This window comes from Tenacibaculum sp. 190130A14a (assembly GCF_964048965.1).
GTDB lineage: Bacteria > Bacteroidota > Bacteroidia > Flavobacteriales > Flavobacteriaceae > Polaribacter > Polaribacter polynesiense.
This window is the reverse complement of record NZ_OZ040189.1, coordinates 1-21,232: the sequence shown is the minus strand read 5'-3', so window position 1 is coordinate 21,232 and position 21,232 is coordinate 1. Positions and strand designations below refer to the sequence as shown.

General features: G+C 32.0%; 26 protein-coding genes and 1 tRNA gene. 5 read left to right on the top strand and 22 right to left on the bottom strand.

Annotated elements, in window-relative coordinates:
- Positions 1-98 precede the first annotated feature (98 nt).
- On the bottom strand, positions 99-239 hold the full coding sequence (locus ABNT22_RS00135) for a hypothetical protein (RefSeq protein ID WP_348718228.1): 141 nt from the start codon (positions 237-239) through the stop codon (positions 99-101).
- A 420-nt stretch (positions 240-659) separates the two neighbouring features.
- On the bottom strand, positions 660-1,190 hold the full coding sequence (locus tag ABNT22_RS00130; protein WP_348718227.1) for an RNA methyltransferase: 531 nt from the start codon (positions 1,188-1,190) through the stop codon (positions 660-662).
- A gap of 89 nt (positions 1,191-1,279) precedes the next feature.
- Here ABNT22_RS00130 and mutS point away from each other — a divergent pair, with 89 nt between their 5' ends.
- Positions 1,280-3,889 carry a DNA mismatch repair protein MutS gene (gene mutS / locus ABNT22_RS00125; RefSeq protein WP_348718226.1) on the top strand — a complete coding sequence of 870 codons (2,610 nt, stop codon included), beginning with the start codon at positions 1,280-1,282 and terminating at the stop codon, positions 3,887-3,889.
- A 12-nt stretch (positions 3,890-3,901) separates the two neighbouring features.
- On the opposite strand, the gene ABNT22_RS00120 is transcribed toward mutS, so the two are convergent.
- Both ABNT22_RS00120 and ABNT22_RS00115 read right to left on the bottom strand, forming a co-directional pair.
- Positions 3,902-5,473: a carboxypeptidase-like regulatory domain-containing protein gene (locus ABNT22_RS00120; RefSeq protein WP_348718225.1), complete on the bottom strand. Its 1,572-nt coding sequence runs from the start codon at positions 5,471-5,473 to the stop codon at positions 3,902-3,904.
- Positions 5,474-5,597: 124 nt separating this feature from the next.
- A complete protein-coding gene (locus ABNT22_RS00115) occupies positions 5,598-6,392 on the bottom strand; it encodes a universal stress protein (RefSeq protein WP_348718224.1) in 795 nt (264 codons plus the stop codon).
- A gap of 99 nt (positions 6,393-6,491) precedes the next feature.
- On the opposite strand from ABNT22_RS00115, the gene ABNT22_RS00110 reads away from it, so the two are divergent.
- Entirely contained in the window at positions 6,492-7,826 is a 1,335-nt protein-coding gene (locus tag ABNT22_RS00110; protein ID WP_348718311.1) for an MATE family efflux transporter, read from the top strand.
- Here the strand turns inward: ABNT22_RS00110 and ABNT22_RS00105 are convergent.
- Entirely contained in the window at positions 7,823-8,275 is a 453-nt protein-coding gene (locus ABNT22_RS00105) for a GNAT family N-acetyltransferase (protein WP_348718222.1), read from the bottom strand. The two genes, ABNT22_RS00110 and ABNT22_RS00105, sit on opposite strands and share 4 nt — an antisense overlap.
- A gap of 49 nt (positions 8,276-8,324) precedes the next feature.
- On the opposite strand from ABNT22_RS00105, the gene ABNT22_RS00100 reads away from it, so the two are divergent.
- Together ABNT22_RS00100 and ABNT22_RS00095 are read left to right on the top strand one after the other, a co-directional pair.
- Positions 8,325-9,092, top strand: a complete 768-nt coding sequence (locus ABNT22_RS00100) for an enoyl-CoA hydratase/isomerase family protein (RefSeq protein WP_348718221.1) — start codon at positions 8,325-8,327, stop codon at positions 9,090-9,092.
- Between the two features lie 170 nt (positions 9,093-9,262).
- Entirely contained in the window at positions 9,263-9,715 is a 453-nt protein-coding gene (locus ABNT22_RS00095) for a 6-carboxytetrahydropterin synthase (protein WP_348718220.1), read from the top strand.
- A gap of 53 nt (positions 9,716-9,768) precedes the next feature.
- On the opposite strand, the gene pth is transcribed toward ABNT22_RS00095, so the two are convergent.
- The 3 genes from pth to ABNT22_RS00080 all read right to left on the bottom strand — a co-directional run bounded on the left by pth (position 9,769) and on the right by ABNT22_RS00080 (position 12,017).
- Entirely contained in the window at positions 9,769-10,404 is a 636-nt protein-coding gene (gene pth, locus ABNT22_RS00090) for an aminoacyl-tRNA hydrolase (protein WP_348718310.1), read from the bottom strand.
- Between the two features lie 68 nt (positions 10,405-10,472).
- Entirely contained in the window at positions 10,473-11,051 is a 579-nt protein-coding gene (locus ABNT22_RS00085; protein WP_348718219.1) for a 50S ribosomal protein L25/general stress protein Ctc, read from the bottom strand.
- Positions 11,052-11,075: 24 nt separating this feature from the next.
- Entirely contained in the window at positions 11,076-12,017 is a 942-nt protein-coding gene (locus tag ABNT22_RS00080; RefSeq protein ID WP_348718217.1) for a ribose-phosphate pyrophosphokinase, read from the bottom strand.
- 124 nt (positions 12,018-12,141) lie between these two features.
- On the opposite strand from ABNT22_RS00080, the gene ABNT22_RS00075 reads away from it, so the two are divergent.
- Positions 12,142-12,225: transfer RNA gene (locus ABNT22_RS00075), tRNA-Leu, on the top strand.
- A 117-nt stretch (positions 12,226-12,342) separates the two neighbouring features.
- Here the strand turns inward: ABNT22_RS00075 and ABNT22_RS00070 are convergent.
- From ABNT22_RS00070 to ABNT22_RS00005, 14 genes are all read right to left on the bottom strand, one after another.
- Positions 12,343-12,702 carry a hypothetical protein gene (locus tag ABNT22_RS00070; RefSeq protein ID WP_348718215.1) on the bottom strand — a complete coding sequence of 120 codons (360 nt, stop codon included), beginning with the start codon at positions 12,700-12,702 and terminating at the stop codon, positions 12,343-12,345.
- 89 nt (positions 12,703-12,791) lie between these two features.
- Positions 12,792-13,247 (bottom strand): hypothetical protein, encoded by a 456-nt coding sequence (locus ABNT22_RS00065; RefSeq protein ID WP_348718214.1) that lies wholly within the window; start codon positions 13,245-13,247, stop codon positions 12,792-12,794.
- 26 nt (positions 13,248-13,273) lie between these two features.
- Entirely contained in the window at positions 13,274-13,699 is a 426-nt protein-coding gene (locus ABNT22_RS00060; protein ID WP_348718213.1) for a hypothetical protein, read from the bottom strand.
- Between the two features lie 47 nt (positions 13,700-13,746).
- Positions 13,747-14,745, bottom strand: coding sequence for an alpha/beta hydrolase (locus tag ABNT22_RS00055; RefSeq protein WP_348718212.1), 999 nt, complete (start codon positions 14,743-14,745; stop codon positions 13,747-13,749).
- Between the two features lie 51 nt (positions 14,746-14,796).
- On the bottom strand, positions 14,797-15,261 hold the full coding sequence (locus ABNT22_RS00050; protein ID WP_348718211.1) for a hypothetical protein: 465 nt from the start codon (positions 15,259-15,261) through the stop codon (positions 14,797-14,799).
- Positions 15,262-15,286: 25 nt separating this feature from the next.
- The gene (locus tag ABNT22_RS00045) at positions 15,287-15,736 is read right to left on the bottom strand and encodes a hypothetical protein (RefSeq protein ID WP_348718209.1); all 450 of its coding nucleotides are present in this window, start codon (positions 15,734-15,736) and stop codon (positions 15,287-15,289) included.
- A gap of 10 nt (positions 15,737-15,746) precedes the next feature.
- On the bottom strand, positions 15,747-16,337 hold the full coding sequence (locus tag ABNT22_RS00040) for an FISUMP domain-containing protein (RefSeq protein ID WP_348727191.1): 591 nt from the start codon (positions 16,335-16,337) through the stop codon (positions 15,747-15,749).
- Between the two features lie 120 nt (positions 16,338-16,457).
- A complete protein-coding gene (locus ABNT22_RS00035) occupies positions 16,458-17,504 on the bottom strand; it encodes an alpha/beta hydrolase (protein ID WP_348718207.1) in 1,047 nt (348 codons plus the stop codon).
- Positions 17,505-17,584: 80 nt separating this feature from the next.
- Positions 17,585-17,986, bottom strand: a complete 402-nt coding sequence (locus ABNT22_RS00030) for a hypothetical protein (RefSeq protein ID WP_348718206.1) — start codon at positions 17,984-17,986, stop codon at positions 17,585-17,587.
- 37 nt (positions 17,987-18,023) lie between these two features.
- Entirely contained in the window at positions 18,024-18,434 is a 411-nt protein-coding gene (locus tag ABNT22_RS00025) for a hypothetical protein (protein ID WP_348718205.1), read from the bottom strand.
- A gap of 29 nt (positions 18,435-18,463) precedes the next feature.
- On the bottom strand, positions 18,464-19,141 hold the full coding sequence (locus ABNT22_RS00020; RefSeq protein WP_348721679.1) for a potassium channel family protein: 678 nt from the start codon (positions 19,139-19,141) through the stop codon (positions 18,464-18,466).
- 11 nt (positions 19,142-19,152) lie between these two features.
- Positions 19,153-20,259: a molybdenum cofactor guanylyltransferase gene (locus tag ABNT22_RS00015; protein ID WP_348718201.1), complete on the bottom strand. Its 1,107-nt coding sequence runs from the start codon at positions 20,257-20,259 to the stop codon at positions 19,153-19,155.
- Entirely contained in the window at positions 20,252-20,728 is a 477-nt protein-coding gene (gene moaC, locus ABNT22_RS00010; protein WP_348718200.1) for a cyclic pyranopterin monophosphate synthase MoaC, read from the bottom strand. Before moaC ends, ABNT22_RS00015 begins: the two co-directional genes overlap by 8 nt.
- 66 nt (positions 20,729-20,794) lie before the next feature.
- Positions 20,795-21,139 (bottom strand): four helix bundle protein, encoded by a 345-nt coding sequence (locus tag ABNT22_RS00005; protein WP_348718309.1) that lies wholly within the window; start codon positions 21,137-21,139, stop codon positions 20,795-20,797.
- Positions 21,140-21,232: the final 93 nt, after the last annotated feature.

The following is a 21,232-nucleotide window of genomic DNA, read 5'->3' as shown; positions in this document are numbered from 1 at the left end:
AGTTTAAAGAGAAAAAAAGGGATATGTATAGTACTATTTTTTTCATAAAAGAAACACCTTTAAATATTTAAAGGTGCTTGTTTTTATTTTATTCAATACTAAAATTTACCGTCATCACCACCATCATTACCACCACCACCACCAGTATCTGTGCTTCCTCCTCCAGTTTTGTCGGTATTTCCACCTCCAAGGATAATGTTCTTAGCTAATTTCATTTCAGTAAGTAATACATTTTTCATAATTAAAGTTTTAAGTTAAAAATTCGACCATTTACATGGGGGATTATCCCACTAAAATATGGTATTCTCTACAAAGATGCAAGGTTTATAGGTTTTTTAATAAGACAGCTAATATATTACCAACCAATGCTAACTGGGTACTAGATTGTAGTTCAGGTTAGTTTAAAAAAATAGGAGAGATTTTTTTTGTATTCACAGTCATTGAAAATAGGTGAAATTTCTTTTCAATTTAGTTAGTTTCATCCAAAATAGTAATTAAGAACAAATGTTAGAAATTAATGGGTTATTTCACCGTGCTTCTTTTGAAGGACGATTTGATTTTTGTTTGGTAATTGCGAGGTACGAAGCAATCTTATTATTGAGAGTTTTAGATTTTGGTAGATTACTTCACACGTCTTGAAGTATGTTCGTAATGGTGAATTAGCTTCTCATTTTTGTAAACAAATCCCATAGTACCACACCACAACTTACTGAAATGTTTAATGAATGTTTGGTTCCTAATTGCGGAATTTCAATACAACCATGTGACGAAGAAACCACTTCTTGCTGTACCCCTTTAACCTCATTTCCAAAAACAACTGCATAGGTTTGATTATGGGTGATTTCAAATGTGTCTAACATAGTTGCATTTTCTGCTTGTTCAATAGAAAATACTTGTACATTTTCAGCTTTTAGTTTTTCTATCAAAGTTAAGGTGTCTTCAACATACTCCCAAGCAACCGATTCTGTTGCTCCTAAAGCAGTTTTATGAATTTCTTTATTTGGTGGAGTAGCGGTAATTCCACACAAATAAATTTTTTCAATTAAAAAAGCATCCGAAGTTCTAAAAACAGAACCGATATTGTTTAAACTTCTAATATTATCTAACACTACAATTATTGGTGTTTTAGATGCTTGTTTAAACTCATCTACACTAATTCTACCTAACTCATTGTTTTTAAGTTTTCGCATGTTTTATTTTTTGATTGTGAATAACTTGAAATACAAGAAACTTGAAAGTTTTTCTATCTTCGCAAAACTAATTCAAAATTCCGAAACACTTGGCAAAAACAAAGGCAAAAAAGGTAACTCCGTTAATGCAACAATACAATGGTATTAAAGCTAAATACCCTGATGCAATGTTACTTTTTAGAGTTGGAGATTTTTATGAAACATTTGGAGAAGATGCTAAGAAAGCTGCTGAGGTTCTTGGAATTATTCTAACAAAGAGAGGAGCAGGTAGTGAAAGTGAAACAGCATTGGCTGGTTTTCCGCATCATTCCTTAAATACTTATTTGCCTAAATTAGTAAAAGCAGGGTTACGTGTAGCTATTTGCGATCAGTTAGAAGACCCTAAAATGACCAAGAAAATTGTAAAACGCGGTGTTACCGAATTGGTAACTCCAGGAGTTGCTTTAAACGACGAAGTTTTACAAACCAAAACCAACAACTTTTTAGCTTCTGTACATTTTGGAAAGAAATTATTAGGAGTTTCGTTTTTAGATGTATCTACAGGAGAATTTCTAATTGCCCAAGGAAACGAAGAATATATAGATAAGTTATTGCAGAACTTTTCGCCAAGTGAAGTTTTAGTTCAAAAGCAACATAAACAACGTTTTCTAGAATTATTTACAGATCGATTCCATAGCTTTTATTTAGAAGACTGGGTTTTTCAAAAAGATTATGGATATGAAAATCTTACCAGTCATTTTAAGGTACAAAACTTAAAAGGGTTTGGGGTAGAAGAGTTAGATCATGGAATTGTTTCGGCAGGTGCTATTTTATATTATTTATCAGAAACACAACATAACAAATTATCGCACATCCAATCTATTGGAAGAATTTTAGAAGATAATTATGTTTGGATGGATCGTTTTACGGTAAAGAACTTAGAGTTATATGGAGGAAACTCGGTAAACTCGGTTACGTTGTTAGACGTAATTGACAAAACCATTTCTCCAATGGGAGGACGTTTGTTAAAACGTTGGTTGGCGTTACCATTAAAAGACATTGACCAAATTAAAAGTCGCCATGAACTAGTTTCTTTTCTATTAGAAGACGAATCGTTTTTTGATACGGTTACCTATCAATTACAGCAAGTTTCAGATATAGAGCGTTTAATTTCTAAAGTAGCTACTGGAAAAGTATCGCCAAGAGAAGTGGTGTTGTTGAAGAACTCTTTAAAGGCCATTCATCCTATTAAAAATGCTGCGGAAGCAAGTAAGAATGCTGCCGTAAAAATGATAGGGAAGTTGTTGCACAACTGTGAAGAACTAGTTGCTAAAATAACCACTTCTTTATTTGACGAAGCTCCAGTAAATATTAACAAAGGAAATGCGATTGCAACAGGGGTTTCTAGTGAATTAGATGAGTTAAGAGCTATTGCCAACTCAGGGAAAGAGTATTTAGACAATATGTTGGCTCGCGAAACCGAGAGAACAGGAATTCCGAGTTTAAAAATAGCCTTTAATAATGTATTTGGTTACTATATTGAAGTAAGAAACACACATAAAGATAAAGTGCCTGAAGAATGGATTCGTAAGCAAACTTTGGTTAATGCAGAGCGTTATATTACCGAAGAATTAAAAGAATACGAAACTAAAATTTTAGGAGCTGAAGAAAAAATTCAGCAATTAGAAGTTGAGTTGTTTGCTGAGTTAATTCAATACATAATTCAATTTGTACCGCAAGTACAAAGCAATGCACAATTGGTGGCACAAATAGACTGTTTGTTGTCGTTTGCAACTTTAGCAAAAGAGAATGAATATGTTCGTCCAACCATGGATACAACCACCGATTTAGACATTAAAAACGGTCGACATCCTGTAATAGAAAAGCAATTGCCTATAGGTGAAGAGTATGTAGCCAATAGCGTATTGTTGAATAGAGAGAATCAACAAATTATTATGATTACTGGTCCTAATATGTCTGGTAAATCGGCTATTTTACGTCAAACAGCATTAGTTGTATTATTGGCTCAAATAGGAAGTTATGTACCTGCTGAAGCGGCTCGAATTGGTATTGTAGATAAGATTTTTACCAGAGTAGGAGCAAGTGATAATATTTCTATGGGAGAAAGTACCTTTATGGTAGAAATGAATGAAACCGCTTCTATTTTGAACAATGTTTCCGACCGTAGTTTGGTATTGTTAGATGAAATTGGTCGTGGTACTTCTACCTATGATGGTATTTCTATTGCTTGGGCAATTACAGAGTACTTACACGAGCACCCATCCAAAGCAAAAACCCTATTTGCTACGCACTACCATGAGTTAAATGAAATGACTACCTCATTTGAACGTATTAAAAACTTTAATGTATCAGTAAAAGAGTTAGAAGACAGCATTATTTTCTTAAGAAAACTGGTAGCAGGAGGAAGCAACCACAGTTTTGGTATTCATGTGGCAAAATTAGCTGGAATGCCTAATTTGGTTATTAAACGTGCTAACAAAATTCTACAAAAATTAGAAGAAAATCATTCTCATAGTGAAGTAAAGGACTCGTTAAAAGAAGCGCAAGAGGAAGAATTACAATTGAGCTTTTTCCAGTTAGATGACCCTTTGTTAGAAGATTTAAGAGAAGAAATTCTTACAACCAATATAGATACACTTACGCCTATAGAAGCTTTAATGAAGCTCAATGAAATTAAACGTATGCTTACAAAAAAGTAAAAGGAATTACTTTTATTTACTTGGTAGTTTTCTATTCATTAATGGTGAATTAATAATGTAATCATCTACATTTTCAAAAGTATTAAGTTTAGATTTTGAAAGGTGTTTTAATTTGTCTACGTAGTTTATATTTGGACTAAGATGCTTGTTTTCAAAAACTTCTTGAACGAAAAACTCTCTGAATTGATATACAGGTTTTTCATTTCTTTCATAAATGCGTCGATTATCAATATCTTTTACTTTCTTAATAAAAACTTTTATTTTTTCTGATTTTATTTTTTTGATATTAAACGTGTTATTTGCTGCTTCTTTTTTAAATAATTGCTTTACCTCTGGGTTTATGATATCAGCGTTTTTTGCAACCTCTAAAACGATGTTTTGATCATCTATAATGGAAAGATTGGTAAGTGGAATTTCTTTGTTATCATACAAAACTGAAAAGTTTTTCAGTTTTAAGGTTCTCAAATTAATTTTTTTATTGAATTGAATAGAAAAACGCTTTGTTTCTGGGGTATAAGTTATTTCTTGTTCTCTAAAAACTTCATTGTCCAAAACACCATGAAATAAATTATTAACACTAATGTAGTTGAGGTGCATTTTATGTTTACTTCTTCTGTATTCAATATCTACATTTAAGAGAATATGAGATGTATCAACATCATAAACAGTGTATTTGAAACTGTGAATAGCAAAGTCAGATAAAGATATGTTAACTTCTCCTTTAACTAGATGACTGATAGATGTTTTATCTTGTTTGTTGGTAAATGTAATGCTAACTAAAGTTTCACCATTACTTTTGATTTTTTTTGATTTTTTGAAATCGTGATTAGATAAAAATTCATCTTTTAATTTATATACATAAGAAAAGGACTTTTGGTTAAAAAGACGAATTGGATTATGTGCATTGAGTATACTTAATTCATTTCCTCCATAACTTATAATTTTTGCGTTTTTAATGTTTTTACTGGTATCATCATATGATACAGCCAATAAGCTATCTGTTTTATAGTTGAGATTAGTATTGAATTTATATAAGGCACTTTTGTTTTTATTGTCTACTAACTTATTAGATAAAATTCCGTTATCAAACTCTTCAACAATGGCTTCGTTTAAGTTATAATACTCTCCATCATTACATATTTGATAATCTCTATAATAACCAATATAAGAATGGGGTGTTAAAGCTAAGTTTGACTGAATGGAATAAACAGCTTTTTGGACTATTTTAAATGCAGATAATTTCTTTTTTGAAGCGTTTACAATCACCTGGTCAAGAGTTTCTTCACTTGGTAACATTCGTAAGGTGTTCATTTTTTTTGTGCTCAAAGAGCTAATCGCAATGACTAAAGGTTGAAAACCCATTGAAGAAATCTCTATGGATGTAATGCTTTTTAGCTTATCCATTGGAAGTCTAAACTGTCCGTTATAATCAGCAACGACCCCTCTTGAAGTTCCTACAAATTTAACGGTAGGAAATGCAACGGGGTCGTTGGTTTCTGTATCTATAACTTCTACAGTTATTGTGTTTTGAGCAAACGAACAATGAACTACAAAAGCAATAATAATTTTAAGTGCAAATTTCATAGACAATATTGATTTTTTGAGGTATTCAAAAATTTGATAAAATCAAATTAATTGATAATCAATATACAATATTTTCTATTGTTTCGTAGAAATCTAAAAAGATTTAACGTTGCAGTAATAATGCTTACAACTTTCCTCTTAAAACTAATAAAGGAACGCTACAATGAAACTCTTGTTTTAAAATAGTATTCTTTTCCCAAAGTTTTTGAAAGAATCCTCGTTTACGTCTAAAAACGCATAACATATCTGGATTATTCGATTGGAAATGCTCTAATACACCTTGAAAAGTAGTAGCATTTTCAGTAACAGTTAACTCAGATTTTACAGCTTCTAATTCTTTATTTAATACTAAATCAGCATCGGTATAATTCGGTGTTTTTACCAATAATAAATTAGTACTAGCATCAAATTTATCTAAGATTAATTGTAATGGACTTAATACATTTTCTTGGTTGATAATTCCCGATTTAAACGCAGTTAATACCTTTTTTACAGGAGTAAACTGATATCCTTCTGGAATCACTAACATAGGAATGTTGGTTTGTTTTAAAACACTTCCTGATGTATTTCCTAAAAACACCTCTTCTTTAATGGAGTTACTTTTAGGTCCCATGATAATTAAATCTACTCCTAACTCTCTATCAATAGAAGTAATACTTTCTAATACATCACCTTTAGCAGTAATCAACTTAATTTCTACATTTTTTCTATCAATAGCATTCACCATAGTACGTAAATACAAATTTGTTTCACGTTGCATGGTATCATCTGCATTTACAAACGCTCCAGCTTTCGATAAAATTTTATAAGCACGCATTACAAATACTTTTGCACCTACGGCATCTGCAAAATTTACAGCGTATTGTAATGTGTTAATTGAGTTTTCTGTTGAACCTATTGGAACTAGTATATGTTTCATTTCAAATTTTTTGAGCTACAAAGGTAGTTATTTTTTACTCCTTTTTTTACTCAATTTATTTCTATGAGTAAAAGAATATCTGTTCCTTTGTTGTACGTTATGACCTACGATATAAGCTTTAAACATATTAACAAATTGGCCATTCCAGCATTAATTGCTGGCGTAGCAGAACCTTTACTTTCTACAACCGATTTGGCCATTGTAGGAAATATTAAGTATAACGCAACAGAGAGTATTGCTGCTATTGGTATTGTAGGAGCCTTTCTTTCAATGCTTATTTGGGTGTTTGGACAAACCCGAAGTGGAATTTCCTCTATTATATCACAATATGTAGGAGCCAACAAACTAGAAGAAGTAAAAAATTTACCCGCTCAGGCCATTATAATTGTAGTGAGTACTAGTTTAATTGTCTTAGGGTTAAGCTACCCGTTTGCTAAAGAAATATTTCAGTTTTATAATGCTTCAGGAACTATTTTAGAATTCTGTGTTGAATATTATAAAATTCGAGTATTCGGGTTCCCGTTTACACTTTTTGTAATTGCCGTTTTTGGTACGTTTAGAGGTTTGCAAAACACCTATTACCCTATGTTAATTGCTATTGTAGGAACCGTGGTGAATATTGTTTTAGATCTAGCATTAGTATATGGTATTGAAGGATACATCGAACCAATGAATATTCAAGGAGCGGCTTATGCTAGCGTTATTGCGCAAATAGTAATGGCAATACTGTCAGCCTATTTACTACTTACTAAAACGCCTATTTCTTTAAAAGTAGAATTTCCATTTAACGAGGAAATTCCGCGATTTGTAGTCATGATTTTAAACTTGTTTGTACGTACTATTGCTTTAAATACAGCCTTGTATTTTGCGACTGCTTATGCTACAGACTACGGAAAAGAATACATTGCAGCATATACCATCGGACTTAACTTGTGGTTAATGGGGGCGTTTATGATTGATGGGTATTCTAGTGCAGGAAATATATTATCAGGAAAACTACTCGGAGCAAAGGCTTATGACACCTTGATAAGCTTAGGAAACAAATTGATTGTGTATGGGTTTGTTTTTGGAGGAGTATTGGCAGCAGTTGGGTTTGTGTTTTACAATTTTATAGGAAGCATTTTTACCAAAGAAGCATTGGTGCTGGAGCAATTTTACAATACGTTTTGGATTATCTTACTCATGCAACCTGTATGTTCTATAGCATTTATTTATGATGGAATGTTTAAAGGTCTTGGAGAAATGAAATTTTTAAGAAATGTATTATTACTTTCTACGGGATTGGTATTTATTCCAGTACTTTTAATTTTTGATCATTTAGACTATAAATTATATGCCATCTGGATTGCTTTTTACGGATGGATAATTGCCAGAGGAATTCCGTTGATTTTCAAGTTTAGAGCTAAGTTTTTACCATTGAGCAAACAAAACTAAAATTCTTTTTCAAAAACAATCTTTGTTTGACCACTATCATTGGTGTATATCTGTACAATATCAAAACCATTCTTAAGATTTAAAATCAACATAGGTTTGTATTGATTCATAGATTTGGTTTTTAATTTAGAAAATCCATGTTCTCGAACCCATTTTTCTTGTAATGATGCCAAGGTTTTAGCAATTCCTTTTTTTCTATAGTCTTCTAAAACACCACCCACCCAGCTGTAAAAGGTAGTTTCGTCGTATCGATAACCAATTTTAAATCCAACAGGTGTTTTTTGATTATATGCAATTAAGCAAAGTATTTGAGCTTTAGTTTTAATACGTTCTATAAAGAATTTGAGTTGTGCATCTTCAAAAATAGTAGCATATAAATGCAATAGCTCTTCTAACTGTGCTTGCTTAGGAATACCTTCTATAACCGAATATTGCATTTGATCTTTCATAATTTCTTAAAAACTAAAATTAAGATTATTTTTGAACAAACTATAAAAAATGACAACAACAAGATCCAACGGAAGTTTATATACACGTATAGAAAATAAAATTGCTACGGTTGAATTCGGGCATCCAGCGAGTAATTCATTTCCTAGCGAATTATTAGAGCGTTTGGCCAATGAGTTCGATACATTATCTACCAATGATGAGGTAGCTATTATTGTGTTAAAATCGGAAGGAGAAAGAGCGTTTTGTGCAGGAGCTTCTTTTGATGAGTTGGTAGCTATTGATAATTTGAAGGATGGTAAATATTTCTTTTCTGGTTTTGCCAATGTAATCAATGCCATGCGTCGTTGTTCTAAATTAATTGTAGGAAGAGTGCAAGGAAAGACTGTTGGAGGAGGTGTTGGTTTAGCAGCGGCTTGTGATTATGTATTAGCAACAGAAGCGGCTTCTATTAAATTATCGGAGTTTACTATTGGAATAGGTCCTTTTGTAATTGCACCGGCAGTAGAACGCAAAGTAGGTGTAAGTGGATTGGCAGAACTTACGTTAGATGCTACTAGTTGGAAAAATGCCTATTGGGCAAAAGATAAAGGGTTGTATGCTAGAGTGTTTGAAAATATTGATGAGTTAGATAAAGAAGTCGAAATTTTTACTGAAAAATTGGGTTCTTACAATCCAGAGGCTTTAGACGAAATGAAAAAGGCACTTTGGATAGGAACTGAACATTGGCAAGAATTGTTAATAGAAAGAGCGGAAACCTCGGGAAAGTTAGTCTTATCTGACTTTACTAAAAACGCATTGGCAAAATTTAAAAAGTAAATTCGTACTTTCGACGATTATAAAAAACAAAGATTATGGGTGGAGATTATTTATTTGCCGTTTTAGCTGCTTTAGTAGCAGTAGTATATTTTTTTAATAAGTACAGAGCAAACAAAAAGTTTAGAAGAAAATAAACGTTGCTTTTTTCTTTCAAAAAGAGATGATGTATTATGAGTAAGATTAGAATTACCAAGCAATTTAGCTTTGAAACAGGGCATGCTTTATATGGATACGATGGTAAGTGTAAAAATGTACACGGGCATAGCTATAAGCTCTCGGTAACGGTTATTGGAACACCTATTTCAGATACTTCGAATGTAAAGTATGGAATGGTGATTGATTTTGGAGATCTTAAAAAGATCGTAAAAGAAGAAATTGTAGATGTTTTTGATCATGCCACAGTATTTAATCAAAACACGCCACATGTTGAATTGGCAAAAGAGTTAAAAGATAGAGGACATCATGTAATATTAGTAGACTATCAGCCAACAAGTGAGATGATGGTGATCGATTTTGCTGATAAGATAAAAAGTCGTTTACCAGAAAGTTTGTTGTTACATTCTATTAAACTACAAGAAACAGATACTAGTTTTGCCGAATGGTATGCTAGTGACAATAAATAAAAAAATCCTGCAAAAGCAGGATTTTTTTTATTAAAATAGGAAACAAGCGTTATTTATTTCCCGTTAAATTCATTCATGGTATTTGATAAACCTGCGGTAATAAAAGAAGTTACTGCATTTACAGAGAAAGGAATGCGTTCTATCATAGCACTTTCTTCTTCAGCGCTCCATTTTCCTAATACAAAATCAACTTGACGTCCTTTTCTGTATTCTGAGCCTACACCAAAGCGAAAACGAGGGTAAGCACCAGTGTTAAATTTATCTTGTATATCTTTAAGTCCGTTGTGTCCGCCAGAACTTCCTTTTCCTTTGATACGCACTTTTCCGAAGTCGATATTTAAATCGTCTGTAATTACCAATAAGTTTTCTACTTGAATATTTTCTTTTTTCATCCAATACATTACAGCCTTTCCACTAAGGTTCATATAAGTGCTAGGTTTTAATACAAAGACGGTCTTCCCTTTAATTTTTAGTTTGGATATATCGCCTAACTTATCAGTTTCAAAGCTTCCTTCGTGTTCTTTTACAAAGGCATCTACAATTTTAAAACCTATATTATGGCGAGTTTCGTCATATTTTTCACCAATATTACCTAAACCTACAATTAAAAACTTTTTCATTGGATCTGTTTCTATTTCTGATACTGTTTTATGAGAAGTTTTAAATAACTTCTTTAAAAAGTTGAAAATATTCATGTTTTAAACTAAAAAAAGCGCTACACAAAGTAACGCTTTTATTTATTTTTAGTAGCTAATTCTTAAGCTTCTTCTGTTTCAGCAGCAGCTTTAGCAGCGTTACGAGACATACGTACTTGAGCAACCACAGTGTTATCTGGGTGTAAGAAAGTATACTTTTCGTTTGCTAATTTAGTTACATATAATTTGTTACCAATTTCTAACTCAGTAATATCAGCTTCGATAAAATCTGGTAAGTTAGCTGGTAAAGCTTTAACTTTTAATTTACGTAAGTTGTGACGTAAAGCACCCCCTACCATAACACCTTTAGCAGATCCTACTAATTTTACAGGAATTTCCATAGTTACTGGCTTGTCTTCGAATAACTGGAAGAAATCAATGTGTAAAATAGCATCAGTTACTGGGTGGAACTGAATGTCTTGTAAAACAGCGGCATAAGTTTGTCCGTCAAGCTCAATCGTTGCAGTATATACATTTGGAGTAAAAACTAACGGTTTGAACGCTTTTGCTTCAGCTGAAAAGTGAACAGGCTTGTCTCCTCCGTATAATACGCAAGGAACCTTTCCAGCATTACGTAAGGCTTTTGTTGCTTTTTTACCTACGCTTTCTCTTTGAGATCCTTTGATTGTAATTGATTGCATTACTTAATTATTTATTTATAAAATTTACATTAAAAACTGATCGCTAATAGATGTATTGTCTTGAACTTTTTTCATCACATCAGCGAATAAAGCGGCGCAAGATACAACTTTTATTTTAGAAACTTGCCTTTTTAAAGGAATTGTATCTGAAACAATTAGCTCTGTTAGCTTAGAATTTTGAATTCTTTCATATGCATTACCTGATAAGATTGGATGTGTACATATAGCTCTTACACTTTTAGCACCACGTTCCATCATTAAATCGGCTGCTTTGGTTAAAGTTCCTCCAGTGTCAATCATATCATCAACAAGGATTACGTTTTTACCTTCTACATTACCAATTAACTCCATATGAGAAATAACATTGGCCTTTAAACGTTGCTTATAACAAATAACAACTTCACTTTCTAAATATTTAGAGTATGCATAAGCTCTTTTAGAACCTCCCATATCTGGAGAGGCTACCGTTAGGTTAGTTAACTGTAGGCTTTTTACATATGGTAAGAAAATAGTAGATGCATATAAGTGGTCTACTGGCTTTTCAAAGAAACCTTGGATTTGATCTGCGTGTAAATCCATGGTCATAATTCTTGTAGCACCTGCAGCTTCTAATAATTTTGCTACCAATTTAGCACCGATTGCTACACGTGGCTTGTCTTTTCTGTCTTGACGAGCCCAACCAAAATAAGGCATTACTGCAGTAATATGACGAGCAGAAGCACGTTTAGCAGCGTCGCACATTAATAGCATTTCCATTAAGTTGTCTGCTGAAGGAAAGGTAGATCCGATTAAAAATACTCTGCGACCTCTTACAGATTCTTCAAATGCTGGTTGAAATTCACCATCGCTAAAATGAGTAGTTTTTACATTACCTAATTCGGCACCGTATATTTTAGCAATTTCTTCTGCTAGTTCAGTACTTTGTGAACAAGCAAAAAATTTGGGGCTTAATTGATTTGTAGCCATTGACCAAGATGTTATTATGAGTTAGTGTTGTTGTTGGGGCAAAAATAAAACTATTTTGAGAGTTTAAAAGTTATTTTTTAAATGATTTAAATAAAATATTTTTTTAGCTTTGCTGCCTACTTTAGCCAAAGTGGTGGAATTGGTAGACACGTCGGATTCAAAATCCGATGCTCGCAAGGGCGTGTGGGTTCGAGTCCCACCTTTGGTACAAAAAACACTTGATGAATTATTGGTTAATTCTTAAGTGTTTTTTTGTTTATAATCGACGCAACTCTTATTGTATAGTTTAGATGAATATTCGTGTGTGATACGATCCTGTTGAGTTTTATGAATTTTTTATCATATGAAGGAAAAATATAAATGATGAAAAAGCAGTTACAATTAAGAAAAAGAGTGCTTTTAAAAACCAAAGGTTGGCTTTCATCATAAATTTTAGAAAAAGAATGTTGAGCACAAACAACACTAAAGAAACTATAAAAATGGAATTAGATGCCAAACCAATTTCATTAATATGATTCATTGAAACAATCAACTTTTCTTTTTCGGTAAAATCATTAGCGTTTAGCTTTACTGATTCTATAAGTGCCTTAGCACTTGCAATTCTGGTTTTAATATACCAGTTCCAACCAAAAATAACAACCAAGTTTAGTAGTACGATTACATATGGTTTTTTGATGTTTTCCATAAAAGAATCAATTTTTTTGATGGTAAAGTTAACCTATAAATTTTTAAACATAGTTAAACTATGAGTAAGAACTATTATCATTGTTTTAGTTACAAACAGATCACATCGGAAGAGGATGATGGATCGTTCAATTCTAGCAAAGGATGATAATATGCATCTACTAATATATATGAAATGATTACACCATGACTAAATAAAAATGTAGAGAGTTTTTCATGTAGGGCCTTGTCTGCATTTTCAAGAGATGTAATACGGTTTTGAATTTCTTTAATTTCTTCTTCAGTAATAGTATCAACTTTTTTGGGAGCAGGTAATGAAAACTTAAAGGCTAAATCTTCTTTACTGATATAGCTCCAATACTCGAATAAATCATGGTTTTCTAAGTTTTTCTTGGTTAGAGAATTGAGTTCTTTAAGTACCAATTGCTTGGTATGTTTATCTTCTTGATCAAAAGCACTATCATATTGAGAGATAAGCTCTAAAACTTTAGGAAATAATTTTTCTGCTCTTTGTATGTTGGGTGTTAGTTCTGGTCTTAGGGTCATTTTTAAGCTAATATAGTCGGTTATCTTTACTTTAACAAAGCACGTACAGTACTGGTTTTATTAAAATAATCAAAGGAAGAAATGCAGGGATCTACTTTTCCAATGAGTTTTTCAATTTTTTGATAGATTGTAGCCAAAGATTTATAGTATTCTAGAAACATTGTAGGAGGAATATTCAATTCATTGCTCCATTCAAGAATATCTTCAGTTTCATTAAAGAGTTCTAGAGAGATAAGAACAAGGTACCAATTCATTAAAGGGGAATCGGTTGAAAAATCACGATACTCATCTTCAACTAGAATTTTAAAGGTGTGGCTGTTGATTACTACTTCCACAAAAAAGAGATCATTTCTTACAAATTCTTTATGGGCAGAAATAACTATGTGATAAAGCTCAAAATGTTGTTTGAGTTTTTCAACTTCTCTGTGTTTTGATGAATTTTGCTCCTTCACATCAACTAATATAATACGTTTTTATAAAATTGATACCTAGAATGAATTTATTGAACATTTAAACGCTGTTGTTGAACAATGAAATCAAAGGACAATTCAGATAAATTTTTACCATTTACAGTGGCACTCCATGCTGAATGTCCAGCCCCTTCAAGCGGTATTAATTCAGCATAAGCACCAGAAGCATCATATTTGTTTTTTAATTCTAAAGCGCTGCTATATGGAGTGTTTACATTGGCATCTGCAGTACCATGAATAATTAATAAAGAAGGATCATTGCTATCAAAACGTTCTTGTTTATATATATTTTCTACAGCATCTACACCAACCTTTGTGCCCCAAAAATCAATAATCGATTGTATGGTATAAGATTGATTAAGGTTTGTGGTTGATAATGTTGAATCTTCACTTATATTGAGCTCATCTCTATAATCTTCTTGATTAGACACCCCTACTGTAATAGAAGTAATTGCTCCTGCTGAACCTCCCCCAACAGTAATATAGTTTGTATTGATATTGTAGGTGCTAGCATTAGCAACTATCCAACGTAAAGCTGCTTTAGCATCTCTATGAGCAGGATACATTGCTAAGAATTGAGAAACTGATTGAGTAGGAAGATTTGTAGAAAAATCTATCCATTCTTGAGGTATTGTTCCAATATCATCTCTTACTCTGTAGTCAATAGAAATAAATACCCAACCTCTTGAGGCAAAATAGTTGGCTATTTGTGTGATATGTCCAGATTTTCTTGAGCCACCTATGAATCCACCACCATGAATAAACATATAAACAGGTCTATTCGTATTCGCATTGTTAGGGGTATAAACGTCTAGTTTTAGTTCTAATTCAGTACTTACTATACTATTTAAACTTTGATGGCTTAACCCTTTGGCATAAGTAACGTTTTCTTGGGTATGAACTCCAAAAGTAGCATTGGTTGTAACTGTAGGTATGTTAGTTTCAGGACTTGTAGAAATGTTCTCTTCTGTGTTACAAGCTACTAAAACTAGCAATGAAATGACAATTAAATACATAGAGTTTTTCATCGGTTGCGTATTAAGATAGTTATGTATAAGACTATGAGCTTGTTGGAAGGTTTAATTAACTCTTCGTTTTAGAAAATACATAAAGATCCCAGTTGAAAGAATAAAGAAGCTTGAAACCCATAACCAATATCCAACATCAAGATAAGCAATAGAGGCTTTAGTTCCCCCTTCATTAATTAGTATTTGTTTCCATTGTGTAAAAACAAGACTTATCATTACGATTAATAGGCTTAGTATTTTTGATTTTTTGTTTTCTTTAGTAAATAAATAAATTGTTATAAAATATATAGGATTCGTTAACCAGATTAACCATTCATGAAATGCACCTCCCAAAACTCCAAATGCACCACTCAGAAAAGTTGATACAGAAGAGAAGTATTTGTAACCACCCTGTCCATTTACCACTATTGAATTTTGACTAAAAGAAAACATATAAAGAAGCAGGCTTATAACTATAACAATTATTCTTTTATTTTTCTTATTTCTTACGGATTGGAGTAAGTCACTTTTCTTCATGTCAATTCATTATTATACTTCCGAGTTATTCGTCTATTCTATTTTGAATAGTCAATTCAGAATAGTTTAGTAAATCATTAATAATGGTAGCTTCAATTCCACTACAATGGCTATGTTCATAATCTATAGAGTTGAATAAAGAACCAATTCTTATATATTCACTTGAACTACACCCACCATAATCTTCTTTACCAATTTTTGCTTTTAAATAATTTTTTAAAGAATCCATGTTTACTTTTGAAACCATATGACTTTCTCCAGTTTTCTTTGATTTCAAAAGATATTCATCACTTTTTAAGGTAACAATAAAATGTTCTTCACTATTGTGGAAGCATCCCCAGTTTTTAATTTCAATTTGAAAACTAGTCATGTTAAAAACTTTTTCTAATGTTTCTGTATTATTTTTAATTCTTGGTTGACAAGAATAAAATAGAATAACTGCAATTGTTTGGAGTAATAGCTTTTTTATTTTCAAGTTTTGAAGTTTAATTACTTTCGTTTTTAATACACCTACACGAAAAAGCATTTTTTTTAACAAAAGGTGCATTGTTAGAATATATCCTTTTGTCTTCAGGTCTAAACCAAATAGACATTCCGTAATCAGAAAATTTAGAACCGTAATTCCCAGCAAAAGTTTCGTTTAACCTTTTTTCAGCTTCTTTTGTACCGGTTTTTTCTGAGCTTGTCCAGTAAAACCCATTCATTCGGTAGAAATAGCCATGGGGATTTCTATTTCCTCCAATTAAAGCGTCAAATTTACTTTCACCTCCTTTAATTAATTTGGCATATCTAATTCTTATTACTTCGTAATAGTTCGTATTTAGAGAGTCATTTTCTTTTTGAACTACGTCTAGCATTTTTGTCCATTCTTCTTGGTTAGGCAAACGCCAACCTTTCGGACAAGCATTTAAAGATGCTTTCCAAGTATATAACCTTCCATATACAGAACAGCTTTTTTCTTCATTATTTAAGCAAAAAGAATTTGGTTTTGCAAAGTTTAAGTTTTTAGCCATCCACCAAGTACCACCTATTTTAACAATTGGATATTGTTGCCTATCTCTTTTATCAATTAACACTGAGGTAAGTGCTGATGATTGACAAAAAATATTTTGCGAAATTGTAGCCAAAAAAAGAAAGACACAAATCGATTTAAAAGAGGTCATGAGTATTTTGAGTTTTATTTATAGTTAACAATTTTAATGTTTGTTACCAGCGTTAAAATTAGTTTTTTCTATTTCTTTTAGCAACTCAATAATTTCATTATTAATAATAGCAGCATTGTTTTTATGTGTAAAAATAGTTTGGTGGTTACCATCAATCAAAATTTGCTTTCCAATAGACGAAACGTTTATAAACTCTTTTTGAGCAGCAATCAACTCTTTTAGGTATTTATCAGGATCGATACCTCTTTCAATGTAAGAAGCTCTATTCATTTCAACAGCAGTAAACACTCTAACTGGTATGGGGCCAAGTTGATTAGCTTTTTGCGCTAGTTTTAAATTAGTATGGTAATTTTCTAATTCACCTTTATAAGCTCTAAGACCTTTTCCGTCTAATAACATATCTCGCATACGACTGTTTATTTCATCAGGAAGCCCTTTAGCGGCAAATGTAGGTCCTGTAAAACTTTCAATCAACCCTAAAACACCAGTGTCTGCAAAGAATGTAGCAACGTTTATTCCCCAAACGGCGGTTTTAAATCTAAATGAAGATTCTGGTGCAGCATTGAATCTTTCTACCTGTTCAGGGTGGGTAGCGTCTATAAAGACTAAACCAACAACTTCATCAGGATATAGTTGTGTAAAAACTCTAATATATGGGCCTCCTAATGAATGTCCGGCTAAAATATAAGGTGGTGATTCACCAGATTCCTTTAGCAAGTCATGTAGTTCTCTTGCAATTGTTTTTGCATCTCTAGGGGTGTCATTTAACTCACTATATCCAACGCCAGCTCTATCGTAACGTACAACTCGTATGCTATCTTTTAAACCTTCATTTAACCAGTGGTAGTATTCTGTTGGTAAACCACCTCCTGCTTCGATTATTAATGTGGGTTTATTATTTTTCTTTCCAGAAGAATTAATGTGAAATTTTGTGTCGTTTACACTAACCAATCTTCCCTTTGCTTCATAGGGCTTAGGACCAAACAAACGAAAGAGCAAGCCAGCTAAGATTAATAATACTAAAAGCGCTCCAATGAACTGAAAGCTCCTTTTAAACATTTTCTTAAGCAGTTTTATCATTTTAACTGTAGTTTAGTTCATAACTATGAGTAAAACGCTCTTGTAATTAAATTGTTACATTTTTTTTACAATTCATTTAACTATATTTCTATAACTAGAAGGACACTGAAAACTATTGAAGAGATTAAAAAAGGAATACTTGTGTAAAAAGCAATTTCATGCGCAGAATCGTAAATCCAATCTCCATTGGTTAAGAAATATACAGAGATCCATAGCATTATAACTCCAATGATTTCCGATACTCTTTTGTAGTTTTCAGATTTTATAAAAAAACTTGTAATGAGTAATAGTTTTCCTATTAAAGAAATGAGTCCAATAGACATAATTTTATCACTAAAACTCCCATTCAATGCAAAACCATACCCACTTATTAAATTAGGAATGCTGGCGATGTCGAACATAGCCATGATTCCAATTCCATGACCGACTCCAATAATTATAAATGAATGGAGAATGATGGTGTAGATTTTTGTTGTTTTCAATAGCTCAATTTTTCAATATTTTTATGTCTTATATAAGCTATTTTAAGCCAATAACATTTTCACGAATTTCATTTCTCCAAACCTTTCCATACCTTTTGTCAAGGTAAAGGAATATAGTTTGATTATATGCTTCTTCATTTTCATTTTTGCCATTTCGAAGGCACCCTTGACTATAAAATTTAACTGAGTATTTTTTTTGAAAGAAAGTATCTTTCTCATTATTAAAATCAGGTATTCCCATTAACCCTCCTGCAAATAGTATCTTGATATTGTCATTTGCAATATCTTTTTTTGCTCCCTTTGAATTGAAATGAGATTCAGGTTGATAAGAAAATTTAAAGATAGATTTATTTATCTGATTGGTTTCGTTTTCTGAATCTTGAGCATTGATTTCTAATATTGAAAGGAAACAAAATGCAATTAAATTTATTAGCAATTTTATTTTCATAGTTTTTTACAGATGTTATAATATATAAATTACTTTTTACGGGTACTATACCGGATGTATTTTTCTACCACGATAGCGGTTACTATAGCAATATAAAACTGACCTACTAGTCCTACTAAAATCGCTGCTTTTTGGGCAATAGGAGTTGCTGGTATAATTTCTCCATAACCTATGGTGAGTAAGGTAATATAAGCATAGTACATAATGGAGTCGGTAAGGGCATTGATATCACTCCCTTCTGTAATTAATACTCCTTGAAATGACCCAGGGTTCCATATTTCTATAGACATAAACAGGAAAAAAGCTAAGAATCCTAAAGAAATATAACCACTCATTAAACCTAAAATTACTTTTTTATCTACCGTTTTTTCATGCCATACTTGTTTGATAATGCTCCAAGTAACCATGATGTAAAACACAAAGTAAATGGTAAGTCGAAGTTGTCCTAGTTCTTCAGATTCATTTCCTTTTTGAATCATTTTCCCTCCAAAAACAAAGGCAGAAATAATAAAAAGTCCCATAAAAAACCATAAATGCTTTTTATGTTTTGAAATCATTAGCATTCCTGTAATAATATTAAACAAGAAAAAAATAGGAAGTACAACTTCTTCATAAAACTCAAAGGGAAATATAAGAGAACCGAATAAAATGAGCACTTGAGATAACAAGAAGATCTCAAACCGGTGTTTATATAAATCCTTTAGCATATGTTTCATTGTTAGTTAATTTCTTTTTTAGCCGCTTCGAATTCTTCTGGAGTATTAATGTTTCTAATAAATTCATCATCAATTTCTACAATTTCAACATCAGAATTAATTAACATTTTACGCGGACAAGAATATCCTTGTGCTAAATATTGCAATAGTTTTCCGTAAGCTTTTGGTTCGTAAATGGTAATCAAAGGTTCTGGAAACTCTTTACCTTTCCCTTTAACCGTGGTTGCTACTTTACTCGGATTCCTTTTTTGTAATACCAATTGAATTAATTCAGAGTTAACAAAAGGTACATCTGTGGCTAATACAAACCAAGCTGAATTTGGGTCTTGCTGTAATGCAGAACAAATTCCACCAAACGGACCTAAATTTAAGAAAGTATCATGAATTTCTTCTGAGTTGTTGTTGTTTTGAGCAACTGAATAAAAGGTTTTTAACGAGTTCTCTTCTAATAATTCCTTTACATATTCTTTTTGAGGTTTGCCAAAATAGTTTAATTGGGCCTTATCAGTTCCCATTCGAGTACTTTTCCCTCCTGTTAATACCAAACCTTTTACTGGAGCAATAGTTTCTTTAATTAGATTATGAATATGATTGGTGATTTTATCAATTTCGTTAATCGAGTAACTCGTGATATTTTCAATATTTGGAAATTTCTCTTTTAAGCAATCAAAATACGGTGTGTTTGTATCTAGCTTAATGGTAAATTGAATGCTGGTAATTTGATCTATCCTCTTTTTAATAGAAGCTTCTTTTTCTGGATCTAAAATCAAAATTTGCTTGGCTCCTGGATAGTGATTTCCATTTACAAATACATAATCATAGTTGTAAAATTGTAACCGTTGCTCGTATTTGTTAATATAAGAGGAGGTGGTGAGTTGTAGGTTTCCTTCGTGATGGAAGGTGTATTCAGACAAGCTATTTGGCTCCACATCTTTTGCATGGGATGCATCAAAATAAGCCAAATTATAGTTGGATAATTTGTTCGAAACCTGAGTAACAATATCGGCAATAATTCCACATTTAGCTCCTAAAAGAACTACTTCGTTGGGAGCATTGGTATCGTTGTGTTTTCTTGCTAAGTTGGTGTGTTTTTGATGCTTTTTATCCATTTTTTATATCGGATTTCCCTCCTGTTTTTTCAATTAATTGTACTTCTTTGATTACCATTTTTTGACTAATGGCCTTACACATATCATAAATAGTTAGGCAAGTAGCAGAAGCTCCAGTTAAGGCTTCCATTTCTACTCCTGTTTTTCCTTCAATAGTTACTTTGCAAAACACTTCAATATGTTCATTGTCGGTAATATCTATATCAATGTCAACTCCGTTGATTAGTAATGGATGACACATTGGAATGATATCTGAGGTTTTCTTTACTGCTTGGATTCCAGCAATGATAGCCGTTTGAAAAACTGGACCTTTTTTGGTAATCAGTTCATCGTTGTTAAAATGACCTATAATTTCAGAGCCTAAAAACATGGTGGCTTTGGCAATAGCAACTCGTTTCGTGATTTTTTTATCAGAAACATTGACCATTTTAGGTTGGTTTTGTTCGTTTATGTGGGTAAAATTGTTCATTTTTAAGTTCTTAGTTCTTAGTTCTTAGTTCTTAGTTCTTAGTTCTTAGTTCTTAGTTCTTAGTTCTTAGTTCTTAGTTAGATTTTGTTGCGACGTTTTTACAATTGCCGTTAATAACTTTATGAGTTCATGTATATCATTAAGTAAGTTCGTAACATTAATTTTTGTTAAATCACTTTCTTTTAGTAATCGTAACCAATATTTTGTTTCTCGTGCTTCTTTTGAAGAAATGGACATCTTTGCTATAAAATCGCGCTTGCTCTGTCCTGCAAGAGCTTCTTCAATATTTGCTCCTATAGAAGTTCCACTTCTTAACACTTGTTTTGAAATTATAAACTCTTTTTCTTTTTGTAGTTTTTTGTATAGAGAAATTACTTTTAACGAAAACTGAAAACTCTTTTTTTGAACTATACTTTCTTTAATATTTAATTTTTAACTCAAAACTAATCATTAAAAATTAAAACTTTGTTATTTCACTAAACACTAAACACTAAACACTAAACA